Genomic DNA, 24,142 nt, shown 5'->3' with positions numbered 1-24,142 from the left:
GTTCCGGCCTAACCCGCCGTAAACTTGATGATGCGATTTCCCGAATGGAAGCTAACGGCCATCAATTTACAAAGAATAATGCCAACCACTATTCTATTAGTCTGGAAGAAGCCCATCAGTTGATGGAAGCGACCAAAAAGCCTGCTTTTTACGAGCGTGAAGGTGCCGGTCGTAAACCATGGATTGTTAATGTCCAGAACCAGAAAGGTGGTACGGGCAAGTCGATGACAGCAGTTCACCTTGCTGCGTGTTTGGCGCTTGATTTGGATAAGCGTTACCGTATCTGTTTGATTGACCTTGATCCTCAGGGGTCATTACGTCTATTCCTTAATCCGCAGATCAGTGTGGGTGACCAGGAAACCATCTATTCCGCCGTCGATGTGATGTTGGAAAATGTGCCTGAGGGGCAGGAAATTGACAAAGAATTCCTGATGGGGAATGTCGTCATGCCTACCCAGTACCCTAATTTGAAAACCATTGCAGCTTTCCCTGAAGATGCGATGTTTAATGCTGATGCATGGCAGGACCTAGCAGAAAACCAAGACTTGAATATCGTTCGCTTGCTGAAAGAAAAAGTGATCGACCCGATTGCTGACGAGTTCGATATCATCATGATTGATACCGGCCCGCACATTGATCCATTGGTTTGGAACGCTATGTATGCCTCTAATGCCTTGATCATTCCATGTGCTGCCAAGCGTCTTGACTGGGCTTCAACGGTTAACTTTTTCCAGCATTTACCGACAGTTTACGAGATGTTCCCCGAAGATTGGCACGGTTTGGAGTTTATCCGCCTGATGCCAACTATGTTTGAGGATGACAACAAGAAGCAAGTATCGGTACTGACCGAAATGAATTACCTGCTTCGAGATCAAGTCATGATGGCAACGGTGCCGCGTAGCCGTGCTTTCGAGACTTGTGCCGATACCTACAGCACTGTGTTCGACCTAACGGCAGCCGAATTTGAAGGGGGTAAGAAAACCCTTTCGACAGCGCAAGAAGCGATCCAACGTGTTGGCCTTGAGTTAGAGCGTGTGATGCACTCTCACTGGGCTAACCTGAACCGGGAGTAATTAACGGATGGCGATTAAAACCAAAGATCTGAATGCGCGCTTGTTCGGCAAAGCGGACAAGCGGCGAGCGACTACGCCGACGGAAGCCCAGACAGCCGCCCGCGACAAGGCGTCGGTGATTGAACTGGCTGTTGCCGGCGAGGAAACCGTTGCGTTTGAATTGGTTAAAATCCAGGCCAATCAGGTTGCTGAGAAAACACGTGTTTTTGCTGAAAATGCCCGTGAGCAGGCCTTCCTGAACGAACATGCACTGGCTGATATCCTTAATACGCTCAAAGATCGTGGTCAACAATACCCTGCAGTGGGCCGCTGGCTGGATGATGGCAGGATTGAAGTCCTTGACGGTAGCCGCCGTCGCATGTCGTGTATCCTGGCCGAGAAAGATTTCCTTATCTATGTCGGTAAAGGGATTAACAGCGAACATGCCAAGTTCTTGTCTGATGTGGCAAATGCACATAAACCGTTATCGCTTTTCGAGCGCGGTAAGGAAATGCAGGCATTGCTTGATGCTGGCAAAGTCGCTGATCAAAAAGAATTGGCGAAATACTGCCAGTGCAGCGAAGCCTTAGTCAGTGGTGCGTTGAAAGCCGCTTCATTGCCAATGGAACTTCTGATGGCTTACCCAAGTGTGGGTGAACTGGGCCGTCCGACTATCGTCAAATTGCACCGTTTGTTCTTTGGCCTTAGCAAGGATCAGCAAAAGTTGTTCGTCAGCGAGATCTCATCTGGTGATGAGGCGATGTGGAAGAGTATTGATGCCTCAGGCATTACCCGTATTACCCGCGAAGTGACGGGCAAACTTGAGCAGATCGGTGAAACCCTGCAACCTAAAGTGGAAGTAGAGAAGCCGAAACCTCAAGATTTGATCAAAGGTAAGATCAGCTATCTGCGTGATGGCGATAAGCTTCAACTCAAATTGAAGAAACTGACTGAACGACAGGCAGATGAAATCCTCTCTTATCTGGCTGATTACCTGAAATAGTGGCTTTTGCCTTCCACCGTTTGGCTGGCTTGAATCAAGCCAGTTGGTAATTTGATTGTAAACCACGCTCAAGGGCGTGGTTTTTTTTCGCACCGCTATCGGCATATTGGTATTATCAAATTGTTGTTTGCCATTGAGTCATAGCATGTCCCAACTTTCTCTTTTTTGCCGTAAGCTCGCCGAGCGTGCGGCCCAACAAAATATCCGCCACCTTGTTGTCGCCAAGGGCGGTAAGGCGTGGTCGGAAAAAGTGGTTGAAGCCTTCAGCCAGCACTATGCTGATAAACTTTTCTGCGGCGAGCCATTGTTTGATGGCCTCGAAACTATTCCCTTCAAAAAAGCCAAGTTGTGGTTGGGCAGAGAATGCCAGATGCTCACAATCAATGGCCATCACGGTATTGATGCGCAAGCTTTAGGTGCCCTGTCTGGTACCGTTGTTGGTGGTGGGGTTCTATTACTCTTATTGCCTGATGAATGGTTTGAGCAAACTGACTCTCACTTCTGCCAGCGTCTTAAGTATCTTTTGCAGCATAACAGCGTTGTTTGGTTGGAGGCCGAGCAACCTTTACCCTCATTACCGGATGTCGATTGTGTGCCGGCGGCGATGGGCAATGAAGCAAAATTAATGGCGTCAGAAGTTGTTACTTTACCTTTTGGCGCGTTGACGGCTTGCCAGGTTGGTGCAGTGGAGGCTATCCGCAAAGTCGTCACGGGGCACCGCAAACGACCATTGGTGTTAACCGCAGATCGCGGGCGAGGAAAATCAGCAGCCCTTGGTTTGGCTGCTGCCAGTTTGTTAGCCGAACGCGATATCAACATCGTCGTCACTGCGCCTTCATACCTTGCTAGTCAAACCGTTTTCCAGCATGTCGCCGAGCAGTTTGGTTTGGCTTTTGCCGATCAAAAACGGCTCGAGGTTGGTAAAGGATGTATCGAATTTATCGCACCGGACGCACTATTGACCGGGCTTCCATCTGCTGATGTGGTGTTTGTTGATGAAGCCGCAGCCATCCCTTCACCGGTACTCCAATCTTTGTTGGCGACTTTTAATCGTTTAGTTTTTTCCAGTACGGTTCATGGCTATGAGGGCACAGGTCGTGGTTTTGCGGTAAAGTTCCGCCAGCAACTGGACTGTGTCATGCCTCAGTGGCGTAGCTTTGAGATGAAGCAAGCCATCCGTTGGGCTGATAACGATCCGTTGGAAAAATGGATATTCAATACTCTGCTGCTGGACGCTGAGATTGCAACCACCGGGCTTGATCCAGCTACTGCAAGTTATGAATACCTAGATAAAGCTCAGCTACTAAGTTCACCGATTTTATTGTCTTCACTCTTTGGTTTGCTGGTCAATGCCCATTACCAGACTTCACCAGCAGACTTGGTGAATTTGCTCGACGATGATGCCTTGCACATTTGGCTTTGCCGCAATGGCGACAACGTACTTGGCTGTTGTTTAATCGTTGACGAAGGTGGTTTTGGCGAAGAGCTTGCGGAGCAAGTTTTACTTGGTAAACGAAGACCGCGGGGCCACCTTCTTGCCCAATCTCTTGCTGCTCACCTCGGTATTGTTGAAGGGGCCGTTCAACGTTCAGGCCGCATCCTCCGTATTGCGGTCCATCCTGATTTTCAACAACAAGGAATTGGCCAGCAACTGTTAGCGTCTGTTCGAGGGTGGGCATCATCACGTTATGATTTTCTTGGGACCAGCTTTGGATATGTGCCAGAGCTTTTGTCTTTTTGGCAGCGTGCAGGTTACCAGCCAGTTCGTCTTGGATTACAGAAGGATGCTGCAAGTGGCTATCCTTCACTGATGTGTGTACTACCCATTAGTGATGGTGGTCAGCTTTGGTTTCCTAAAGCCAGGGTATTATTTGCTGCAGGGTTAATGGCGAATGCCTGCGAAGCGTTCAAAGGGATGCCGACCGATGAGCTTCTGCCTCTTTTGATCGAAGCGACTTCTCTCCATCCTATCCCCACATCATTGCCGAGTGAGTGGATTGAACAGCAGTTGCATTTATTTGGTGTTGGTGGGTTGGGATATGCGTTAGTGCTGCCAGCTTTGCAACAGTATGTGTGGCAACGTCTGGTAAGCTCAACGGACCTATCACAGCTTTCATCTTTGGACTTGGTTGTTGCTAAGGTCATCCAACGTAAACCTTGGGGCGATATAGTTACCCAATTCAAATTGACCGGTCGTAAGCAAGCCGAGCAAGCGCTGCGTGATATTGTCAGTGCTGATCTACAGAATAATTCTTTAGCAAGGAGCGAGTAATGAAATTTGTTGTCGATACCCATAGCCATACTGTTTCAAGTGGGCATGCCTACAGTACGGTATTGGAAAATGCAGCGGCTGCAGCAGAGAAAGGCCTGCAATTATTATGTGTGACCGACCATGCCTCATCAATGCCTGGCGCCCCTCATTTTTGGCACTTTGCCAATCAGAAGGTTCTACCCCGATTCCTGCATGGGGTTGGGATCTTACGTGGTGTCGAAGCAAATATCATGAACACTGACGGGGAGATTGATATCTTGCCTAAAGTTGAAGAAAACTTGGATTGGATCCTAGCCAGTTTTCATGAACCCGTTTTTAATCCGTCATCCCGCGAAGCGCATACACAAGCTTTGCTCAATGTGATTCACTCCGGACGTGTCGATGCCCTGGGACATTTAGGGAATCCCAATTTTGATTTTGATTTCGAACAGGTGTTAGCAGCAGCGGCCGATGCCAATGTTTTGATCGAGATAAATAACTCTTCTCTGTCGGGGTCCCGGGTTGGTAGCCAACCTCGTTGTGAGCGCATCGCCGAGATAGGTAAAGAAGTTGGTGTTAAATTTACCACCGGGTCTGATGCTCATTTCGCTTATGATGTTGGCAAGTTTGATTCTGCGTTGGCGTTGTTTGAGAAAGCCAAAGTTGATGAATCGAGTATTGTCACGACAAGTGCTTCACGATTCTTGGATTTCCTGCATCGACGAGGGCGTGCACCAATTAGTGAATTTCAGCCATTAAGATAAGCTGATTTACACTGTAAATTTCAGTACTGATTATTTCACGAAAGGCAGCGTTGGCTGCCTTTTTTTATTGTTGGAATTTACACTGTAAATCCTACCTATGAGACTAATGTGATCTAAATTTGAATTAGTTTGTCTTGTTGACTACGGTTATATAATCCCCGCAATATTTGTGGCTTGCTAGGGAAGCAACTTACCTAGCTGCTTGCTCGTAGTGACAGTCACAAAATAATAATAAGGAGAGAGCATGAGTTTAGTTAAAGAATTATCCCCTGCGCTAAAAGAATTGTTTCATCCCTCCCTTTATAACAACGATGCCAGCGTTGAAAGATGCTTTTCTGTTGGACGAGGAGGTATCGCTGGCCGGCTATATGGACACTTACTCAGCTGTGGCGAAAATATTGATAGTCATGACTCGGGTGTCAAGGTAACGGCTAACCGTCTTAGCCGCCAGTGTATCTATATTGAATCGTCTGCGTTGCTCCCGCTAACCGCTTGTTATCAGCTTTATCTGCAACCGGTAGGAAGGCTAGAGGGGTTCCTGCGCAAAGATACCATCTCGGTGAACAAGAAGCATCCCTCATACCATAGCTACATCTTTGTGACAGATAGTTGGCTCACCGAGCAACAGATTAAAGCAATTGCTCTAGTCTGATCTGTCTTCAATTTCTTGCAATAATCCATATGCAATCTATTGTTTATGATAATGCGATAGACTTTTTTCAGATAAAATTGTGACTTAACAAATACTTGGTAACGGTTTCGTTACTGTACTATTGAGGAGCTACATTACGTTTAGTGTTCGCTAATAGCAGTTAGAAGGAGTTGATATGGCAGAACTTTTTCTGCGTATCTCTGATGATGGACAATCAGTGTTATTCGCGGCGCCCCCCAGCCAAGAATCGGTTCCTACAAGGGCGCTGTTACTTGAACAGCTTCATCGCCTTGGGGCTGGGGCATTTTACCTCTATGAAAAAGCAATAGACTCTGCATTAGCAGCAACGTCCCCAGAGCAACAACTGGAAGCCGAGATTGCTTCAATAGACCCTATTGTTATCGCCGAAAGACGCGATGCGAGCTTGGTGGTTAAGGCAGACCCCGATTTTATGCGTGCCTCTATTACCGTTATTGGACCTTTTGGCGGTAATCCTCTGACCGGGGCTGATATTCTTGAAGCCCTCAAGCAAAACCGCATTGTTAAAGGCATCCGTAAAACTCAGCTTCACCAACTGCTTGAAAAAACACAACAGTTGGCACCCGGAGAAAAACTTACCCTTCCTATTGCCTTTGGCCGCTTGCCAGAACATGGGCGTGACGCGCGTTTTGAACCTTTAGTTGAAGATGCCAGCCACCGTATACTCAAGCCTAAACTTGGCGATGATGGCAAGGTCGATATGCTTGATTTGGGTGAGCTAATTACGGTAAAAGTCGGTCAGCCATTGCTGAAACGTATTCCTGCTACAGAAGGCGTACCGGGTTTTACTGTTCAGGGGAAAGCTTTAGCGGCCAAGCCTGGTAAAGACAGTGAATTTCAACCGGGTGAAGGCACGATGATAAGTGATCAAGACCCAAACCTTTTACTGGCTGAACAGTCAGGGATCCCCGTACGTAAAGGCAGGGGGATGCAGGTTGATGAAGCATTGACCTTGAAGGGGGTAAATGTTGCTACGGGGCACATTCATTTCGATGGCAGCATATTAATAACCGGCGATGTAACGCCCGGTATGCGTGTTTCTGCCACAGGGAATATTACGGTAGCCGGCTTCGTTGAACTGGCCGAGCTGAAAGCGGGAGGTGATATTTCCATAATAAAAGGGATAATCGGACGTAAACAACAGGACGCCAAGCTAGCGTGTAAGGTCGAAGCCAAAGGTAATGTGACCAGTAAATTTGCCCAGTTCGCAGAAATCTCTTGTGGTCAGAACGCGCAGTTTACCCTTCATGTCCTCCACTGTGTGATCCGAGCCGAAGGTGAAGTCGTGGTGATGGATCAGTTCAAGCGTCAGGGGACGCTGAGTGGCGGTGTCACTGAAGCGGGGTACAGTATCCGTACCGTGAACCTCGGTGCCCTTGCAGGTATCCCTACCGTGGTCAATGCGTTTACCAAGTTTGAATACCTTCAGCAGCAAGTGCAGGACAAACATCGAGATTATCAAATAGAACTTCAGAATGTTGAGAAGATACGGCAAGCACAGCTTAAGTTACTCAAACTGCCAGAACATAAGCGTCCAATCGAATTAAGTGAGCGCATTCAGAGTGCTGCTGAACAGCATAAATCGCAAATAACGTATTTAGAAACGGATTACCAGCAACTCCGTGATGAATATGAAGAGCTGAAAACCAGGGTCACGATTACTGCCTTTAATCGATTGTATTCTGGTGTGCAGAGCCAGCTTGAAAAAGAGAAGCTAGTGATAGATCAAGATCACGGCCCTTGCAAACTCCATATTACAGAGCAGGTTTTCCAGTGCTCACCGCTGTAATGGATTGTGCTGATTTACAGTGTAAATTAAATTTACACTGTAAATCACCTTCCAGCATTCAGTTAATCCTACCGTCAATCTAATCAAAAAAGCTAATGGTCTGCTAAGAGGGGACGTTGTGTGGCTTGTTTATCCCTTTGCTTCTGCTCGGTGTAAAAACCTTGGAAACCACTCACAAATAAGTCTGATAACCTTTCGAGCTGCGTTTCTGTCTCTACCCGGGTGGCAATCGTCATGATATTGAGGCTATGCGCGCTGCGGCAGATAGATGAGAGCAATTGCTTTTTCAGTTCATCATTCAATTGGTGAGTATAAGAAAAATCGACTTTAGCATAGTCTGGCTGAAACTCTTCTAAATAAGCTAATGATTTGAAGTAGCGGCCATAGCCATCAACGCCATAGTTAAATTTGTAAAAGCGAATGACTGAGCACAACAAACTGCAGGCATCAGGTGTTTGGATGAAGCAGGACTCTGGTATGTCGAAATGCAACCGTTCAGCAAGGTGTTGATTGCGTGATAGGGCTTGGTCAAGCCATCGGTTAAAAGATGGATCGGTGATACTGTTTGAAGTGAGGTTGATAGCAAACGGGCCCCGACTGGGGTCTGCATTCAATATATTGATATGCTCGGCAATGACATGTTTATCAAGCAGTACACCGGCTCCAACATCTTCGATAGCCCCCAAGAATTGGCTCGCTTGATAACATGATTGCTTCGCTTTCAGCGACGAGAAAACTTCGAGGTGGTACTGCTGGTGATGTTCGTTGAGTACCGGTTGGTATTTGTAATCCATCGCACCGTGCTCAATGGCTTCTAGCAATAACGACTTCCATTGTTGTTTACCGAAGCTAGGGACTTGGTGCGGGTTGGCTGCCAGCAGTATAGGCTCTGCAGGGTTTCGGGTTGCTTGGGCCAGAATGTTGTCAAGTTGGCCCAGGACACTGCTTGCATTGCTAGGTTGCTCGATGGCCAATAGGCCGCTGAAGACGCTGTCGGATATATCACCCCGGTAGTTTTTCTCTAGCTGCTGATGAACCGTGTGCATGCTCTCGGCGATAAGCTTGAGTTTTTCTGTGGAAATATTGGGTAGTAAGACTGCGAACTCGTCATATGATAATCGGGCGAGATAAATATTTACATGGACAATATTGCTGTTGAACTCGTCAGCGAGTTGCCGGGTAAAGCTATCACCCTTTTCAAAACCATGTTGCTGGTAGACTTCATCGAGTAAAGTTGTTCTTAGCAAAATGAGACCGGCTTGCTGCGGGTTATTAAGCCATGCATTCAGTTGGTTGATGAAATAGTGCCGGTTGCCTAATCCCGACACTTTATCTTGATAAGCCTGTGCTTTTAGGTTGTTAGCCTCGAGTGCCTGCTGCCTGAAAATGTCAGCCAGTTGATTCTTGAAATGATCCTGCATGGTTAACCATGCCTTGGCCTCGATACTGTTTGGCACAATAGCGGGAAGTTGGCCTTTGAGCGATATCGGTTGCTGGGCTAACTGGGAAAGGGGCAATAGCTTCCACCTTAGCGAGAAGAAGAGGGCAAGCATGCTAGTTAGGTGTAGGCTGATGGCTAGCAAGGTGCCGGGTAATAATTGTTGCAGGAAGGCATTGTTGATTGTATCGATAGGCATTGAAATGGTGTAGCTAATAGCCTGCTTATTATCCTCTAGCAGTGTCCGCTGAAGCGATAGTGATGGCCAGAGAACTTTCATGATGTGCGGTGACAATGAGAGCAGTGTGTTTGTTGCCTTGCTGACTGGTGCTGCGAGGGAGAGCCGCTCATTTGTTGTTAAGACATGTAATTGTATATCGAGCGAAGGTGATACGAGTTGAAGCTGCGCCAAAATAGCTGGGTAGTCTGGTACCGTTTTTATTTCCCTGCTTGGTTCGGAGGGGACTGGACTAACAGGCATCAGCATCTGCTCAAGGAAAGTCGCTGTCGATTGTAGCTTAAGTTCGGTTTGGGCGACTAAGGTGGCCCTAATGCTGCTAGCATTGAGCGCAATTGAGCAGACCAATAGCACTGTCAGACAACAGGCAATCCAAGTGTAGGTATAGCGGAATAAATTCATAAATTATCTCAGCAAGCTTGAAGAGAATTAGGTGTCAGGAAGCGTTCAGGCGACTGAGGAGGTCATTGTTGCTTTGTAAAGTGACAAGTTACCAAACTTTATCTGTAACTCGTTCTGTTGAAATTAAGGAGATGAAATTTCCGGAAGATGCTTCGAAGAAATTTGCAATGTCGCTACGGATTGCAGTCTGGTTTGACCCATGGCGACATTGCTATGCGGTTAGGCTTTAAATTCGTTCTTGTCGATGTGGTATTTCTTCATCTTGTCGTACAGGGTTTTACGCGCAAGGCCTAGCTCCTGCTGGACTTCTTTGAGCCTGCCGTGATGACGGTTGAGTGCATCATGCAGCACTTTACATTCAAAATCGGCGACTCGCTCTGCCAGTGTTGCAGCCAGTGATTGCTGGCTGGGGTCATGATGTTGTGGGGCAATAGCTTTGGCCCCCATCAAGGCATAGCGTTCTGCAAACTGTCTAAGCTCACGAACATTACCTGTCCAATTTTGATCTTTGAGCCACTGCTCAAGTTGGTTGTCGATATGGGGTGGCTCTATGCCAAAGCGGCTGCAGTCTGTTCGCAGGAAGTTGTGGAACAGCAGGGAGATATCTTCTCGTCGCTGGCTAAGTGGTGGCAGATCTAGAGAAATGAAACCCAACTTGAAGTAGAGGTTATGTAGGAAACCCGCCTGGCATTGTTGGTGGCTGTCGTTATCAGCGCTGACGATAATCCGGGCTGGGATAATATTGCACATGCACAGTGCCTCGATATAGGCCTGTAATCCTGCTTGGAGGTGGGGTGGTGTGCTGTCGATATGTTTGAGGTAAAGGGTAGCAAAGGGTGTTTCAGGCATTGCCATAAGCTCATTGAGTTGCCCCTCTGCACCTGCAGAGCTGCAATCAATCGCTAGGAAAGGCTGCTGAGGTTGTAGGCCATGGTCATGGACGAAACGGGCGACGAGGGCTTTGCCGCAACCGCTCGGGCCGTGGATAAACAATGGCGAGTGCGTTTTTGACTGGTGAGCTAAAACCCTTCGCAGCTGTTTGATCGATGGGTCATTACCCAATATCCGTGGCCCCGGCCCGCTTTGGACTTCTAGCTCTCGGCGCAGATCCCTGTTTTCCATCACGAGTTCGCGTTTCTCGCTAGCGCGCTTGACCACATCGAGCAGGTGCTCGGTTGAAAACGGCTTTTCTAGAAAGTCATACGCGCCAAGCCGCATCGCTTCCACGGCCATTGATATATCCCCGTGTCCGGTCAGCATAATAACTGACAGTTCGGGATCCATGGCCAGAGCCTGCTTGAGAAACGTCAGGCCATCGATACCTGGCATATTGATATCTGAGATGATCACCCCGGCAAACTGAGTGGTCAGTTGCTCCAGTGCGGGCTTGGCACTGGCAAAAAGGCTGACGTCATAGTCCTCGAGCTCGAGGGTCTGGCCCAGCGCATCGCGGATGGATTTCTCGTCATCAATAAACATGACTTGGGTATTCATGGGGTGATCTCGTTAGTTAATGGCAAGGAAACAGTAAACTCGGCACCACCTCCTAGGTGGTCTTTGACACTGATCGCACCTTGATAGGCATCGATAATGCGTCTTGAGATGGTCATGCCAAGGCCTAAACCATCTTCTTTGGTCGTGTAAAACGGGTCAAAAACCTGTTGTTTTTGTTCTGGGCTTAAACCTGGACCGTTATCCCATACACAGCATAACGCTTGACCTGAGTCGGCGCTGAGGGTTATGCCAATTTGTGGTTCAGGCTGATCTTTGAGTGCTTGCAGGCTGTTCTGGATAAGGTTGACCAGTACCTGCTCAAACTGTACGGCATCGATGTTGATGATTATGTCTTCGGGAAAATCCTCCAGTCGCAGTATTACGCCTTGCTTGATCAGCGCGCTACGCATTAAAGATAACGCTGAGCGGATAGAGTCGGCGGCGTTCGCCCGTTGTGTGGTTTGCTGCAAATTCTGCTTGCGGGCAAAGACTTTGAACCGCGCAATAATCTCAGCGATCAATTTATTGAGTTGAATGATTTCATCAAGGTTACGGCCAACAGTGTCATAGCGTTGTTTCTCCAATAGCCTACGGCCATTTTCGGCATAGGTTCGTATTGCAGCGAGCGGTTGGTTGATTTCATGGTTGATGCTTGCTGATAGCTCCCCTAGCATCGCTAGTTTTGCCGCCTGGAGCAATTCGTCTTGAGTCTGTTTTAACTCTGCTTGGCTGTGTTCGTATTGGTTTAGCGTGATCTTGAGTTGCTCGTTGGTTTCTTGCAGCCGACGGGTGCGTTGACTAACCCGCTTTTCCAAGCGGCTATTGAGGTTAGCCAACGCTATCCTAGCTCGGTAAGTTTGCCACCAAGAATGGACGGCAATGCACAGTAAGGTGTAGATCAGCACAAACAGCAGTAGCACCTGACCCATGTATTCAAAGGCCCTGGTTTGCGGAGTTAAGCCATAGATATACCACCCGGCTTTATCCATATTGTGCTGGGCTGTGATATACGTTTTAGCTGGCGTATCAGGAAGCTGACGTAAAGCTTGGATCTCTTGCTGATTGAATGCCGCCAGACTGGTAGCTTCGGTCAGCGCGGCAATATCGACCTGGCCATATTGTCGTGATTGTTTGACTTGTTGCCTAATGCCTTCGCTCAATAAGGCCAGGGAGTGATAAAGCCACTCAGGCTCAGAGCTATAGAAGATAATGCCCAGCTCATCGGTAATGGCATATTCGATATCTTCGTATTGCCAGATATCGGCTAACAGCGACAGGTCAACCTTGATGGTCAGTACACCGATGATGCGCTGATCGTTTTTTACCGGGGCTGAGAAGTAATAGCCGCGTTTGTCTGACCGAGCACCAAGGGCAAAATATTGGCCGTGTTGTCCACTGGCTGCCTGTTGGAAATAGGGGCGGTAGCTAAAATTTTGTCCGACAAATGAATCGGCTTGCTGCCAGTTGCTTGAAGCCAGGGTCGTTCCGGCCATGTCTATTAGGTACAGGGTGTCAGCACCGAGGGTTTGGTTCCATTGGGCGAGTAATTGGCTGACAGGCTGGTACTGGCTATCCATGGGTCCTGCTTTACGGTTACTAATGGCGTCGAGAAGTGGAGGAAGCAGGCGGGGATCACTCGCAAGCACTTCGGGCAATTGGCTGTAGCGTTCAAGCTGGCTGTCTATTTTGTTACCCAATTGGGCAACATCAGAGGTAATTTTCTCGCTGAGGTGTTGCTGGACTTGTGAGAAAGTAAGCCAGCCGATAAGCATGGTGCTAACACTGCCAACCAGCAGGGCGAAATAAAAGAATTGCTTTTTGCTCGACATATGAAGGTGAAGGCCTTTTTTAAGCCAATGTAGCAAATTAATCCTGTGGAAACGTCGAGCTTGGTTGCATAGTGGTAGGTCAAAAAGGCTTTTGGGCAATTTACTTGTGTTTCAACAAGACTAAGCGCACAATTTCAGCGTTATAAGAGACATATAAAGAATCAGCGGAGATAACAATGGAATTGTCTGATATTCGTCGTGACTATACACAGGGTGGGTTGCGCCGTCATGATCTGCCGGAGCAACCGGAACAACTATTCAATACCTGGCTGGAACAGGCGATAGAGGCAAAGCTCACTGATCCTACAGCGATGACTGTGGCGACGGTTGACGAACACGGTCAGCCTTATCAGCGTATTGTGTTATTGAAGCACTTTGATAAAGACGGGTTTGTCTTCTATACCAACCTTGGTAGCCGCAAGGCCTCGCAGTTGGCTGACAATAGTAAGATCAGCCTACATTTCCCTTGGCACCCACTCGAGCGACAGGTTCACCTTACAGGAACGGCAGAGAAGCTCTCCAAAATGGAAGTGCTGAAATATTTCTCGTCGCGACCGAAAGAGAGCCAGATTGCGGCTTGGGCAAGCAAGCAAAGCTCACGTATTTCGGCAAGGCAGGCGCTGGAAAGCAAATTCTTTGAGCTCAAAGAGAAATTTGCCAAAGGTGACGTGCCTGTCCCGACATTTTGGGGTGGCTACCGGGTTAAAATCAACTCGATTGAGTTTTGGCAGGGCGGGGCAAACCGCTTACACGACAGGTTCTTGTATACCCGCTGCGAAGAAAGCAGTGAGTCGTGGGATATCGAACGTCTTGCACCATAATTCATGGTACCTGCCCCGTTCTAATTCGGGGTAAAGATCAGCCATCGCTGCTCTTTTTTTATGCGACCAATTGCTGTTGGCTGGTGACAATGCTGACGCCTTCTGGGTGGCGGACTTTCAATGCCTTTTCAGCACTGGCAATAGATTCGATCTCATTCACCGCTTGGATCTGGTATTTGCAAGGGATGTTGAAATGAGGGTGGACAACGTAGGTAATTGTAAATTGCTTCATGGTATTTCCAGCTGATAGTTGGCTCTTCGGCCGTTTAATTTAAGAACTGGGCGAATTATAGAAAATTGGCCCAGTACAAAAATTGATCTGGAAACAGGCTTTGGATTGCAAAAAAGTAAACTTAGTCTGCGTGTTTTGGGGTTAGCCGCGTACCGTTACTCTTTCAATATCACTGATAGCTGGCGTTTCAGCATACTTTCAGGAATATGCGAGCCAAAGCCGAGATCGAGTGCAATATCAATCAATTCATTTTTGGAGCGTGCGTTAAATTTTTCACGCAGGCGAATGACATAATTCTCAACCGTTTTTACTGATACCCCGAGCACCTTTGCGATGTACTGGGGTTTCTTGCCGTAGAGCAGGAGGAACAGGACTTCTGATTCGCGGGTGTTGAGGTTGATGGCATTGTGGTTGAGATCTAGGTTGAAGGAGGCTTGCTCTTTCGGGTCGATACCGGCAGCACGGCATATCCAGTGGCCAACTTCGAGTACTGCAGTATCTTTGAGTTCGACACCAGAAAAGATGGTCCCGACTATTTCGTTTTCTTCATTTTTCCACGGCGTTTTAGTGAATAAGTGTGCACGCCAACTTCCATCCGAATAGGGGTGAATATCTAATACCCGCATTCTTTTTCCGGATGTTATGACCAGGTTATCTTGTTCTCGAAAAGCTTCTGCACATTCAACAGTAGGGCTTGGCATATCGAAATCGGTACGGCCAATACAATCTAAATGGTGATCAACACCAATGATATTCCCGTACTCGGAATTAGCATAAACGAAGACTGAATCCTTATCTTTACATCCCCAACATCCTGGGAGTTGATTAAATATATGTAGTAAAGAGGGTTCTACTTTATTTTTCACTACGTGTGCCTGAGTTAATAGAATAGAGCAGTTGCAATCATGAAGTGTAATTGAATGGGCAGAGGTTACAATATCTGAGTGACGGGTTTTTGGGCACAATTGTAAAAAATGATAAAAAAAAGCCGGCCTAATAGGCCGGCAAAGACAAGAGTTTGACTCCGAAGAGCACAATCCTGTACGACGTGTAGAAGAGGTATCCAATCAGATTCATATTCCTTGGTATGAGGGTGTATACCAAAGTAAACCCGCTTGGCATGTATCCAAAGTTGGATACTGTAAACAGAAAGCGGTGAACACCGTCCCCTGTCTACGGAAAGTACTATAACAATAGTGTCTAGGGGGAGTAAGGGGGGAAATCACCTATTGACATCAAGTTTACAATGTGTATTCAGATCAAGGTGGCATGTTATGAAAACCAAAGCATACAATTGCTTAGTATGTTTTATTGGTATTATCCTAGTAGGGATGAATAGGGGCGAGAAAGAAAAAAGAGAGCTTATTCAGATATTTTGCATAGTTTTTTTATGGCGAAATCAGCCTTTTTAGCTCTGTTGCAAAACACTGGGATGACAGGGCTGAAGAGTGTTGTCCAGATATGCATACATCTGCAATCATTGGCTTTTATATATCTAATTATCACATCATCGCACTATAGTTTTATTTGCCAAGTGCAGTTATTTTCACACAAAACTTATTTCACAAATAAAAAACGACCAAAATCCCTGAGACTTTGGTCGTTATGTTGAGCTTTTTATATCCCTTGGTTTGGTAAGGGTTATTAATGCCAAACCACAATGAGTGCTTAATTCACGAAATTAAATGTCCTTAACAAGGTGATACCTAAGCTACTGGAGAATATGGAACCGAGTGTCGTGACGGCGATTATATTGGCTGCCAGATAGGCGTTGCCTCCCATATTCCTTGCCATGACATAACTGGCGGCGGCCGTCGGCGCTGCACTCATTAGGAAAATAAGGCCCAATTCGAGATCCCTGAATCCCAATCCAATCCCTGCAAGGGTGATAAGCAGCGGGGCAATGATCAATTTACCGACACTGGCAAACTGCGTATTGGTTGGTTCTTGGCGCAACTGGTTAAAGTCCAAACTTGCCCCTGTACAAAGTAGTGCCAACGGCAGCGTCATCCCTGCAAAGTAGCCGCCAGATTTGGTAATGATCTCTGGTAACGGAATGGTAAAAACAGAAAAAGGCAACGCGCAGAGAATACTGATGATCAGCGGGTTTTTAATAATCGAGCGAAGGAGGAAACTCGCATTGAGGCTAGGTAGGTTTGGGTTTGAACGCGACAGGGTGATAACCGCAAGGATATTGTAGGCAACAGTAATTACGGCGACGTAGAGTGAACCCAATGCCAGGCCGGTGTCACCAAAAGCGTTACTGGCATAGGCCAAACCAATGATGCCGGTGTTGGCACGGAAAGCCCCTTGGACAACAACCCCACGATCTTTTTTCTGTTTTATTGCCTTGTTGGCCAGTAACTCGAACAAGATATAAGTCAGGATATTGGCCGCGAGTGCAAACAACAACAAATCAGGGTTACCAATTTCTGAGATATTGGAGCGGGCAACACTCAAAAACAGCATTGCGGGCAAAGTGAGGTTGAAAACCAGCTTGGAGCCGGTTTCGATAAAGTCTTCCGTCAGCATGCCAATACGCTTGAGATAAATCCCGAGGCCAAGCATTAGGAAGATGGGGCCGGTAATAGAAAATGAATAATGTAATTGTGCAAGCAGTTCTGTCATGGTCGCCTATCCCTATTAAGAATGCTATTTGTAACACAAATAGCATCAAGGGAGGAAACATGATCAAGGATCATTGTATCGATCTGTTTCTTTATGGCCAGCAGTGGCGAAGATGCGCTCGATATAGTGGCAACATACTGAAAGTAGATGGAACGATGATCAAGGGAAGCGGTTTAACGGGCATTGTCTTTCCGACTGGAACGATGATCAAGTTAGATCATGATCAAAGCGGTTTGGCCCAGAACAATGATCAAGTTGCTTGTCATTTCCGGTTGTGCAAAGATTCAGCAAGTGAACTGTTGATAAAAACTCAAACAGTGCATATTAGCTTAACTGATTGAAAAATAGTCTATTAATTCATGTTTCTTTGGTTAGGCCGCCGTTGTTTAGCTATTGGTGTTTGCAGTTAACTGGTTCTAAAATCAGCAAAATAAGGTCAGAATGACACCGGCCGTAAAAACTCCTCACTTGATCATTGTTCCGAAGTATAGCTATGTGAGGAAATATGGTATTATCGCGCTAAGAATCACCGTCATATCCTCGGTTATTTAGCATGAAAGAAAAGCTAAACTCGTCAATATTCAAACCTTCAGAAATTGTTAAACTGCCAGAACAGATGGATCACCACAATCACGGCTATAATCAGGTGGTTATTGGGCTATCTGGTCAGACTGAGTTTGATATTGAAGGGGCGGGAAACTTAGTTTGCCCCGGCCAGGGCTGTTTGGTGACGGCGGACTCGGAACATGCCTTTTCTGGTATTGGCAATAATGAAATCTTGGTGCTCAATGTTGCCTCTGAGCAGTATCAGGCAAATTACACTCAGGATCATATCGCCCGTTTGTTTGATCAATCTGGCTATTTTCATCTTGACCGACAGGCCCAGAACCTCATTCAGGTTCTGACCGCCGAGATTGCTGCCCATCCTGATGATTTGCTGCTTAGCAGAGCCTGTACCGATACCCTGATGTGTGTACTGCACCGCCATTTTAAACCGCTTAAAGATGATCGCCAGTCATACCGGCTTAATATGGATGTCATTGATCAGTACATTCTCCAGCACCTGACCAGGAAAATCTCGGTTGCCCAGTTAGCGGGACTGGTTTTTTTGGGCGAGAGTCAATTCCATTTCTTGTTCAAAGAGCAAACCGGCGTAACGCCTCACCAATATGTGTTGAAGAAGCGACTGGAGCTCGCCCGGGATCTGATCGAGGAGTCCCAGCTGAGTGTTGCACAGGTGGCACAAAGCACGGGATTTGCTAGCCAGAGTAGTTTTACCCAGGCCTTTACCCGGTTATTTGGCAAGCCCCCGGCACGCTATCGCCGTGAAAACCCATCTGGCTAGTAGAGTCAGGCTTCCCTATTACTTCAGTTACTCTCTTTTTTCTTAAGTCCCTGTTTCTTAACTGCCTGTTTCTTTCTACTTTTTGCATCTCGCCCAGTTAACAAAGTGGCTATCGCGTTACTTTACAGCGACTGGGTTTGTTGCCTGTTTGTAGCAAACAACGTCAAACCTGTTTCTTTTTTACCTATCTATTGGATGTAGTGTGCATATTTCCCTGTGGATCACTCTTGATCATGCTTCCTCTTTCTCTTGATCATTGTTCCAGCGTTGTGTGTTTCTTCAGCAAAATTTGGCTGCTGGTTACGTAAAAATGCACGTTTTCTAAAAAATCCCTGTCAATTTTTGTTAAAGGCCGGACTTTTTCTAAAAAGTATCGGAGAATATAGCAAGACTATCGGAGTGGCGGAAAATAAAATCCCCTCAATGGTAACACTGATGTAACATTTTTCTTGGGCAGGGGGCAGCAAGTAATGGAAAATGCTGTTTGCCTGAACCGGCATACTATTGAGGGAATCACTATGTTCAATGCGGCAGAAGTACTTCAGCCTAGTTTTATTGGGCGTCCACTGGATGAGCTCTGGTCACAGATTTCACCCCTTTACAGCGTGGATGAATCACAATGGCTAGCGCAGTTGATGCCGTTGGCCGAGCCAACAGAGCAGGAGAGGCAGTTCACATCAGAACAAGCCACTAGCTTGATTGAGCGGGTTAGGGCTGATCAGAATGCAATTCAGATGATTGATGCCCTGTTGCTTGAATACAGCCTGGACACCAAAGAAGGGATCTTGCTGATGTGTCTGGCTGAAGCGCTGATGCGTATCCCAGACGCGGCGACAGCCGATGCCCTGATCCGTGACAAGCTCAGCGTGGCGGATTGGAAGTCCCACCTGAAAAACTCCGATTCATTATTCGTCAATGCTTCCACCTGGGGGCTGATGCTGACTGGTAAAGTGGTCAGCCTTGATGCCAAGGAAGATGGCGCAGCTAGCCATGTCATCAACCGCTTGGTTAACAAGATGTCCGAGCCGGTGATCCGCCAGGCTATGAACCAGGCCATGAAAATCATGGGCCACCAGTTTGTATTAGGCCGTACCATTGCCGAGGCGATGAAGAACGGTAAAGGTAAACGCGACCAAGGCTTTACCTATTCTTTCGACATGCTGGGCGAAGCGGCACTGACTGCCCAGGATGCACAAAAATACTTCAAAGATTACGTCATGGCTGTTGAGGCGGTAGGCCGTGATAGCTATGCCAGCGAACAAGGCAGCAATACCCGCTCGCCGGACCCAACAGTCTCTATCAAGCTTTCTGCCCTGCATCCTCGTTATGATGTGGCGAACGAAGCCCGTGTACTGGAAGAAATGTACCAGTCGGTCCTTTCGCTATTGAAGCGTGCCCGCGAACTCAATGTTGGTATTACCATTGATGCCGAAGAAGCCGATCGCCTTGAGCTGTCGCTGAAGCTATTCGAAAAGCTTTACCGCTCGGAAGAGGTTAAAGGCTGGGGACGCTTTGGCTTGGTGGTACAGGCATACTCGAAGCGTGCTTTGCCGGTACTGGCATGGTTGGCTGCACTGTCGAAGGAGCAGGGGGATGTGATCCCGCTGCGCTTGGTAAAAGGGGCTTACTGGGATAGCGAACTGAAATTGTCACAACAAAGTGGCTACAGCGCATACCCGGTGTTCACCCGCAAAGAAGCGACCGATGCATCTTACTTGGCGTGTGCCCGTTTCTTGTTGTCGTCTCATCTCAATGGCCTAATCTACCCGCAGTTTGCCAGCCACAATGCCCACACCGTGTCGGCAATTATGGCGATGGCACAATCACACCGTAATTTCGAATTCCAGCGCCTGCATGGTATGGGGGATGCGCTCTACAACCATGTGATGGAGATGCACCAGACCAATGTCAGGATCTATGCGCCGGTCGGTAGCCATAAAGATTTGCTACCGTACTTGGTTCGCCGTTTGTTGGAAAACGGTGCCAACAGCTCGTTTGTCCACCGCTTGGTCGATGCCAACTGTCCAGTGGAAAGCCTGATCCAGCACCCGGTTGATACCCTAAAATCCCGCCCGACCTTGCACAACAGCTTGATCCCGCTACCGCCGCAAATTTTCGGTGAAGAGCGTAAGAACTCTGCGGGTGTAAATATCGAGATTGCTTCGCAATGGCAGCCATTCAGTGAATCTGTCCAGGCATTTGCCAACCATCAGTGGCAGGCTGGCCCTATCATCAATGGGGTTGCCTTGCAGGCTGGTGAAAGGGTTTTTGCCGTCACTGCGCCTTATGATCGTCGCGAAAGTGTGGGTAACGTGGCATTTGCCAATACAGCCCAAGTCAATGAAGCTATTTCCATTGCGGCGGAGACCTACCCGCAGTGGTCAGCCCTGCCAGCCGCAGAGCGTGCAGCTTGCCTGCAACGCTTGGCTGACTTGCTCGAAGAAAATACCGGTGAGCTCGTTGCCCTTTGCCACCGTGAAGCGGGTAAAACCATCCAAGACGGTATCGATGAAATTCGTGAGGCGGTGGACTTCTGCCGCTTCTATGCCAACCAGGCCGCTGAAGAGTTTTCCCAGCCCAAGCCAGTGATGGGCTTTGACGGCACGACCCGTCAGTTGAGTTACCAAGGCCGTGGTGTCTTTGCCTGTATCAGCCCATGGAACTTCCCATTGGCGATCTTCCTTGGTCAGGTTTCTGCCGCGTTGGTTGCGGGTAATACCGTCGTCGCAAAACCTGCCGAGCAAACCTCGCTGATTGCCTTCCGTGCCATTGAACTGATGCTTGAAGCCGGCGTTCCTGCCGGTGCTATCCAGCTGCTGCCGGGAACCGGTGCCGAAGTGGGTGCACCACTGACATCTGATCCGCGTATTGCCGGGGTGGCATTTACCGGTTCAACCGAAACTGCCCAACGTATTAACCGCAGCCTTGCTGCCCGTGACTGTGAGCCTGTGCCATTTATTGCTGAAACCGGTGGCCAGAATGCCATGTTGGTAGACAGTACTGCCCTGCCAGAGCAGGTGGTACGTGATGTGGTGCGTTCAGCCTTTGCTTCGGCAGGCCAGCGTTGTTCTGCTTTGCGCGTGCTGTTTATCCAACAAGATATTGCTGACAGGGTGATTGGCCTGATTAAAGGGGCGATGGCAGAGCTGTCTGTCGGCCGTCCTGAGCTTCACAGCACTGATGTTGGCCCGGTGATTGATGCAACGGCCCGCGACAAGCTGCTGACCCATATCCAGTCACTGAAAAACCAAGCCAAACTGGTGGCGCAGGCCACTATTCCACAGAGCTGCCAGCATGGTGATTTTGTACCACCGTCGGCATTTGAAATTCCATCTATTGATGTTCTGAAAAATGAAAACTTCGGTCCGATCCTACATATCGTCCGTTTCAAAGCGAACGAGCTGGATCAGGTCATCGACCAAATCAACCAGACCGGTTTTGGCCTAACGATGGGTGTACACAGCCGAAACGAGCGTACCTACAGCCATATCGAGCGCCGTGCCCGTGTCGGCAACTGCTACATCAACCGTGATCAGGTTGGTGCGGTAGTGGGTGTCCAGCCATTTGGTGGTCAGGGACTTTCAGGCACTGGCCCGAAAGCCGGTGGCCCGCACTACCTATACCGCTTTACCCAAGACTGTGTTGAAGCCTAATGGCCGTCGAGAAATTTAAGGAGTGATCATGACTATTCAAACATTGGTAAATACAAGCTCTGCGGCATGGGAAGGCTGGAATAACCTGGGCTATGAAGCCCGTACCCGTATCTTGCGCCATTGGACCGACCAACTGGCTGCAGAATGCCGCGCCATGGTGGAATTTCAGTGCAGCCATGCCGAAGAACATGTGGCACCGACTTTATTGATGCCGGGCCCAACCGGTGAAACCAATGAGCTTTACTGTGCCGGACGTGGCAGCTTTATCGTCACTGCCGACACTGAGACCCCATTAGTGGCATTGGTCGGCCAGCTTACGGCTGCACTGGTGACTGGTAATACTGTTTTTGTTTGCCTGGCTGCAGACTACCCACTAAAGGCCAAAGAGATCGTGGCACAGCTGGAGAAAAGCGGCTGTGCCGGCGGTGTGATCACCGCTATCGATAATGACCAGCTTGCCGACTTGGTCAGCCATCCTGCTATTGCAGGTGTGGCCTATGCCGGCAAACTGTCGACAACCCAGGCGCTTGCGCGCCAACTTGCTGCCCGAGACGGCCTGCTTGCCCAGCTGATCAGTGAAACTGATACCGACAAGCTACCGGTGATCGGCAGCCCAACATACTCACTGCGTTTTGTGACCGAAAGGACGCGGACAATCAACATCACAGCAGTTGGTGGTAATGCCACCCTGCTTGAGTTGGGGAGTGGTGAGGAACACTAACCCGGGTTGGGCCGCTTGAACAGGGAACTAGCTTGCAACCTGCCTGCGGCCACTAAGCAACCCATCGCTGATTGTCAGCGCTATAACCAAAATGCCCCCGCTATGGACGGGGGCTTTAAGTGAGGGAACTCAAACAATGATAGAGAATAGCTTTGCTATTACAGCAACGTTTATCGCCTACCTGATCGGTATGTTGGCCATTGGCTACATTGCGTATAAACGCACGTCGAACTCAGCGGATTACTTCTTGGGTGGCCGTACACTCGGGCCATGGCCTGCTGCGCTGTCTGCCGGTGCATCGGATATGAGTGGCTGGTTGCTACTTGGCCTGCCGGGTTACGCCTATGCCGCAGGGATGGAGTCACTGTGGCTGGCGGGTGGCCTGCTACTGGGTACTTGGCTGAACTGGCTGATTTGTGCCAAGCGCCTGCGTACATACAGTATTACTACTGATAACGCATTGACCATGCCGGAATTCCTGGCCCGTCGCTTTGACGATAAATCCAAGCTGATCCAAACTATTTCAGCATTCTTTATCTTGCTGTTTTTCCTTTTCTACACCAGCTCGGGTTTGGTTGCCGGCGGTAAGTTGTTCGAAACCGTCTTCGGCCTTGATTATACTATCGCGGTTGTTGTCGGTACGGTTTGTGTGGTTTCGTACACCTTGTTCGGTGGTTTCCTTGCAGTATCGTGGACTGACTTGGTACAGGGTTTGTTGATGTCTGCGGCACTGCTGATTGTGCCGATTGCCGCAATGAACGGCTCGCCAAGCGATTTGGCAATGGCACTGGAAGCGAAGAACCCAGAATTGATGACATTGTTCAATGACATCAAGGGTGAGCCGCTATCAGCAATTGCGATTATCTCGCTAGCAGCCTGGGGCTTGGGTTACTTCGGCCAGCCGCACATCCTGGCGCGATTCAAGGCGACCCGCAGCAACGCCGATATCGCTACTGCCCGCCGTATCGCAGTTGGTTGGACGGCATTGTCTATGGCTGGTGCTGTATTGGTAGGCCTAGTCGGTATCTTGTTTGTCGATAACCAGCTGGCAGGTAACCTTGATGACGGTGAGCGTATCTTCATGCTGCTGGTGAACTCGATGTTCCACCCAGTGATTGCCGGTATTTTGCTGGCGGCTATCCTAGCTGCGATCATGAGTACTGCTGACTCCCAGCTGCTGGTGTCATCATCGGCTCTGGCTGAAGACTTCTACAAGCAGGTATTCCGTCCACAGGCGACATCGGAAGAGATTGTGAAGGTTGGTCGTATTGCGGTTGTCGCGCTGTCTATTATTGCCCTGATGCTTGCGATGAACCCTGACAGTACAGTACTGGGCCTTGTATCTTACGCATGGGCTGGTTTCGGTGCGGCATTCGGCCCGGCTTTGCTGTTAAGCCTATTCTGGAAAGAAATGAACCGAAACGGCGCGTTGGCAGGTATTGTTATCGGTGCCATGACCGTAGTGATCTGGAAGCAGCTAACTGGCGGTATCTTCGATCTCTATGAAATCGTCCCAGGCTTTATCTTTGCGACAGTCGCCATTGTGGCGGTGAGCAAGGCAACAGGCGGTGCGTCGAAAGCGGTTGAAGAGCAGTTCGAGGCTTACCAGAAGAACTTGGTAGAGTTCAAGTAATTTGGCGGATGAGCTAATCGGCTAAGCCAAGTTATGGAAACGGCTTCCCAGCAGGGAAGCCGTTTTTTTATCTGCAAAGCAAAGTTTTGATAGTGTTTTTGACTAAATAGTAACCACTTAAACAAATCGGACCAAAAAATAGTGCAGTACGTATATTC

Annotated in this window: 18 protein-coding genes; 12 read left to right on the top strand and 6 right to left on the bottom strand. The window is 48.4% G+C overall.

Annotated features, from left to right (window positions below):
• The 6 genes from BIZ37_RS20450 to BIZ37_RS20425 form a co-directional block, all read left to right on the top strand.
• Nucleotides 1–1,073: ParA family protein (locus BIZ37_RS20450; protein ID WP_187463073.1), on the top strand; the 1,073-nt coding region annotated here is incomplete at its 5' end.
• Nucleotides 1,074–1,080: 7 nt separating this feature from the next.
• Nucleotides 1,081–2,055 carry a ParB/RepB/Spo0J family partition protein gene (locus BIZ37_RS20445; protein WP_187463072.1) on the top strand — a complete coding sequence of 325 codons (975 nt, stop codon included), beginning with the start codon at nucleotides 1,081–1,083 and terminating at the stop codon, nucleotides 2,053–2,055.
• A 145-nt stretch (nucleotides 2,056–2,200) separates the two neighbouring features.
• Complete coding sequence (locus BIZ37_RS20440) at nucleotides 2,201–4,327, top strand: tRNA(Met) cytidine acetyltransferase TmcA (RefSeq protein ID WP_187463071.1); 2,127 nt, start codon at nucleotides 2,201–2,203, stop codon at nucleotides 4,325–4,327.
• A complete protein-coding gene (locus BIZ37_RS20435) occupies nucleotides 4,327–5,070 on the top strand; it encodes a phosphatase (RefSeq protein ID WP_187463070.1) in 744 nt (247 codons plus the stop codon). The genes BIZ37_RS20440 and BIZ37_RS20435 overlap by 1 nt, the downstream gene beginning before the upstream one ends.
• Nucleotides 5,071–5,314: 244 nt before the next feature.
• A complete protein-coding gene (locus BIZ37_RS20430; RefSeq protein WP_187463069.1) occupies nucleotides 5,315–5,722 on the top strand; it encodes a hypothetical protein in 408 nt (135 codons plus the stop codon).
• A gap of 175 nt (nucleotides 5,723–5,897) precedes the next feature.
• Nucleotides 5,898–7,550, top strand: coding sequence for a DUF342 domain-containing protein (locus BIZ37_RS20425; RefSeq protein WP_187463068.1), 1,653 nt, complete (start codon nucleotides 5,898–5,900; stop codon nucleotides 7,548–7,550).
• A gap of 92 nt (nucleotides 7,551–7,642) precedes the next feature.
• Here BIZ37_RS20425 and BIZ37_RS20420 read toward each other — a convergent pair whose 3' ends face one another.
• From BIZ37_RS20420 to BIZ37_RS20410, 3 genes are all read right to left on the bottom strand, one after another.
• Nucleotides 7,643–9,628 (bottom strand): EAL domain-containing protein, encoded by a 1,986-nt coding sequence (locus BIZ37_RS20420; RefSeq protein WP_187463067.1) that lies wholly within the window; start codon nucleotides 9,626–9,628, stop codon nucleotides 7,643–7,645.
• Nucleotides 9,629–9,847: 219 nt separating this feature from the next.
• Nucleotides 9,848–11,122, bottom strand: a complete 1,275-nt coding sequence (locus BIZ37_RS20415; RefSeq protein WP_187463066.1) for a sigma-54 dependent transcriptional regulator — start codon at nucleotides 11,120–11,122, stop codon at nucleotides 9,848–9,850.
• Nucleotides 11,119–12,951 carry an ATP-binding protein gene (locus BIZ37_RS20410; RefSeq protein ID WP_187463065.1) on the bottom strand — a complete coding sequence of 611 codons (1,833 nt, stop codon included), beginning with the start codon at nucleotides 12,949–12,951 and terminating at the stop codon, nucleotides 11,119–11,121. Before BIZ37_RS20410 ends, BIZ37_RS20415 begins: the two co-directional genes overlap by 4 nt.
• Nucleotides 12,952–13,127: 176 nt before the next feature.
• Between BIZ37_RS20410 and pdxH the strand changes: the two genes are divergently transcribed.
• Complete coding sequence (gene pdxH / locus BIZ37_RS20405) at nucleotides 13,128–13,772, top strand: pyridoxamine 5'-phosphate oxidase (protein WP_187463064.1); 645 nt, start codon at nucleotides 13,128–13,130, stop codon at nucleotides 13,770–13,772.
• 58 nt (nucleotides 13,773–13,830) lie between these two features.
• Here pdxH and BIZ37_RS20400 read toward each other — a convergent pair whose 3' ends face one another.
• The 3 genes from BIZ37_RS20400 to BIZ37_RS20390 form a co-directional block, all read right to left on the bottom strand.
• Nucleotides 13,831–14,004 (bottom strand): addiction module component, encoded by a 174-nt coding sequence (locus BIZ37_RS20400; protein WP_187463063.1) that lies wholly within the window; start codon nucleotides 14,002–14,004, stop codon nucleotides 13,831–13,833.
• Nucleotides 14,005–14,159: 155 nt separating this feature from the next.
• Nucleotides 14,160–14,870 carry a PAS domain-containing protein gene (locus BIZ37_RS20395; RefSeq protein ID WP_187463062.1) on the bottom strand — a complete coding sequence of 237 codons (711 nt, stop codon included), beginning with the start codon at nucleotides 14,868–14,870 and terminating at the stop codon, nucleotides 14,160–14,162.
• An 802-nt stretch (nucleotides 14,871–15,672) separates the two neighbouring features.
• Nucleotides 15,673–16,632, bottom strand: coding sequence for an AEC family transporter (locus BIZ37_RS20390; protein ID WP_107299429.1), 960 nt, complete (start codon nucleotides 16,630–16,632; stop codon nucleotides 15,673–15,675).
• Nucleotides 16,633–16,691: 59 nt separating this feature from the next.
• On the opposite strand from BIZ37_RS20390, the gene BIZ37_RS20385 reads away from it, so the two are divergent.
• The 5 genes from BIZ37_RS20385 (at nucleotide 16,692) to putP (ending at nucleotide 23,984) form a co-directional block, all read left to right on the top strand.
• The gene (locus BIZ37_RS20385) at nucleotides 16,692–16,973 is read left to right on the top strand and encodes a hypothetical protein (RefSeq protein WP_187463061.1); all 282 of its coding nucleotides are present in this window, start codon (nucleotides 16,692–16,694) and stop codon (nucleotides 16,971–16,973) included.
• A gap of 212 nt (nucleotides 16,974–17,185) precedes the next feature.
• A complete protein-coding gene (locus BIZ37_RS20380) occupies nucleotides 17,186–17,977 on the top strand; it encodes an AraC family transcriptional regulator (RefSeq protein WP_187463060.1) in 792 nt (263 codons plus the stop codon).
• Between the two features lie 518 nt (nucleotides 17,978–18,495).
• Nucleotides 18,496–21,630: a bifunctional proline dehydrogenase/L-glutamate gamma-semialdehyde dehydrogenase PutA gene (putA, locus tag BIZ37_RS20375; protein WP_187463074.1), complete on the top strand. Its 3,135-nt coding sequence runs from the start codon at nucleotides 18,496–18,498 to the stop codon at nucleotides 21,628–21,630.
• A gap of 28 nt (nucleotides 21,631–21,658) precedes the next feature.
• On the top strand, nucleotides 21,659–22,351 hold the full coding sequence (locus tag BIZ37_RS20370) for an aldehyde dehydrogenase family protein (protein WP_222939756.1): 693 nt from the start codon (nucleotides 21,659–21,661) through the stop codon (nucleotides 22,349–22,351).
• Nucleotides 22,352–22,487: 136 nt separating this feature from the next.
• Nucleotides 22,488–23,984, top strand: a complete 1,497-nt coding sequence (gene putP / locus BIZ37_RS20365; RefSeq protein ID WP_187463058.1) for a sodium/proline symporter PutP — start codon at nucleotides 22,488–22,490, stop codon at nucleotides 23,982–23,984.
• Nucleotides 23,985–24,142 lie beyond the last annotated feature (158 nt).

It is taken from the genome of Photobacterium sp. BZF1 (genome assembly GCF_014349205.1).
Taxonomy (GTDB): domain Bacteria; phylum Pseudomonadota; class Gammaproteobacteria; order Enterobacterales; family Vibrionaceae; genus Photobacterium.
The sequence above is the reverse complement of the archived record's forward strand: the minus strand, read 5'-3'. Positions and strand labels throughout refer to the sequence as shown.

What these genes read in the sequence shown, in the direction of transcription:
- BIZ37_RS20445 (WP_187463072.1), top strand. Translation starts at nt 1,081, where the DNA reads ATGGCGATTAAAACCAAAGATCTGAATGCGCGCTTGTTCGGCAAAGCG.
- BIZ37_RS20440 (WP_187463071.1), top strand. Translation starts at nt 2,201, where the DNA reads ATGTCCCAACTTTCTCTTTTTTGCCGTAAGCTCGCCGAGCGTGCGGCC.
- BIZ37_RS20435 (WP_187463070.1), top strand. Translation starts at nt 4,327, where the DNA reads ATGAAATTTGTTGTCGATACCCATAGCCATACTGTTTCAAGTGGGCAT.
- BIZ37_RS20430 (WP_187463069.1), top strand. Translation starts at nt 5,315, where the DNA reads ATGAGTTTAGTTAAAGAATTATCCCCTGCGCTAAAAGAATTGTTTCAT.
- BIZ37_RS20425 (WP_187463068.1), top strand. Translation starts at nt 5,898, where the DNA reads ATGGCAGAACTTTTTCTGCGTATCTCTGATGATGGACAATCAGTGTTA.
- BIZ37_RS20420 (WP_187463067.1), bottom strand. Translation starts at nt 9,628, where the DNA reads ATGAATTTATTCCGCTATACCTACACTTGGATTGCCTGTTGTCTGACA.
- BIZ37_RS20415 (WP_187463066.1), bottom strand. Translation starts at nt 11,122, where the DNA reads ATGAATACCCAAGTCATGTTTATTGATGACGAGAAATCCATCCGCGAT.
- BIZ37_RS20410 (WP_187463065.1), bottom strand. Translation starts at nt 12,951, where the DNA reads ATGTCGAGCAAAAAGCAATTCTTTTATTTCGCCCTGCTGGTTGGCAGT.
- pdxH (WP_187463064.1), top strand. Translation starts at nt 13,128, where the DNA reads ATGGAATTGTCTGATATTCGTCGTGACTATACACAGGGTGGGTTGCGC.
- BIZ37_RS20400 (WP_187463063.1), bottom strand. Translation starts at nt 14,004, where the DNA reads ATGAAGCAATTTACAATTACCTACGTTGTCCACCCTCATTTCAACATC.
- BIZ37_RS20390 (WP_107299429.1), bottom strand. Translation starts at nt 16,632, where the DNA reads ATGACAGAACTGCTTGCACAATTACATTATTCATTTTCTATTACCGGC.
- BIZ37_RS20385 (WP_187463061.1), top strand. Translation starts at nt 16,692, where the DNA reads ATGATCAAGGATCATTGTATCGATCTGTTTCTTTATGGCCAGCAGTGG.
- BIZ37_RS20380 (WP_187463060.1), top strand. Translation starts at nt 17,186, where the DNA reads ATGAAAGAAAAGCTAAACTCGTCAATATTCAAACCTTCAGAAATTGTT.
- putA (WP_187463074.1), top strand. Translation starts at nt 18,496, where the DNA reads ATGTTCAATGCGGCAGAAGTACTTCAGCCTAGTTTTATTGGGCGTCCA.
- BIZ37_RS20370 (WP_222939756.1), top strand. Translation starts at nt 21,659, where the DNA reads ATGACTATTCAAACATTGGTAAATACAAGCTCTGCGGCATGGGAAGGC.
- putP (WP_187463058.1), top strand. Translation starts at nt 22,488, where the DNA reads ATGATAGAGAATAGCTTTGCTATTACAGCAACGTTTATCGCCTACCTG.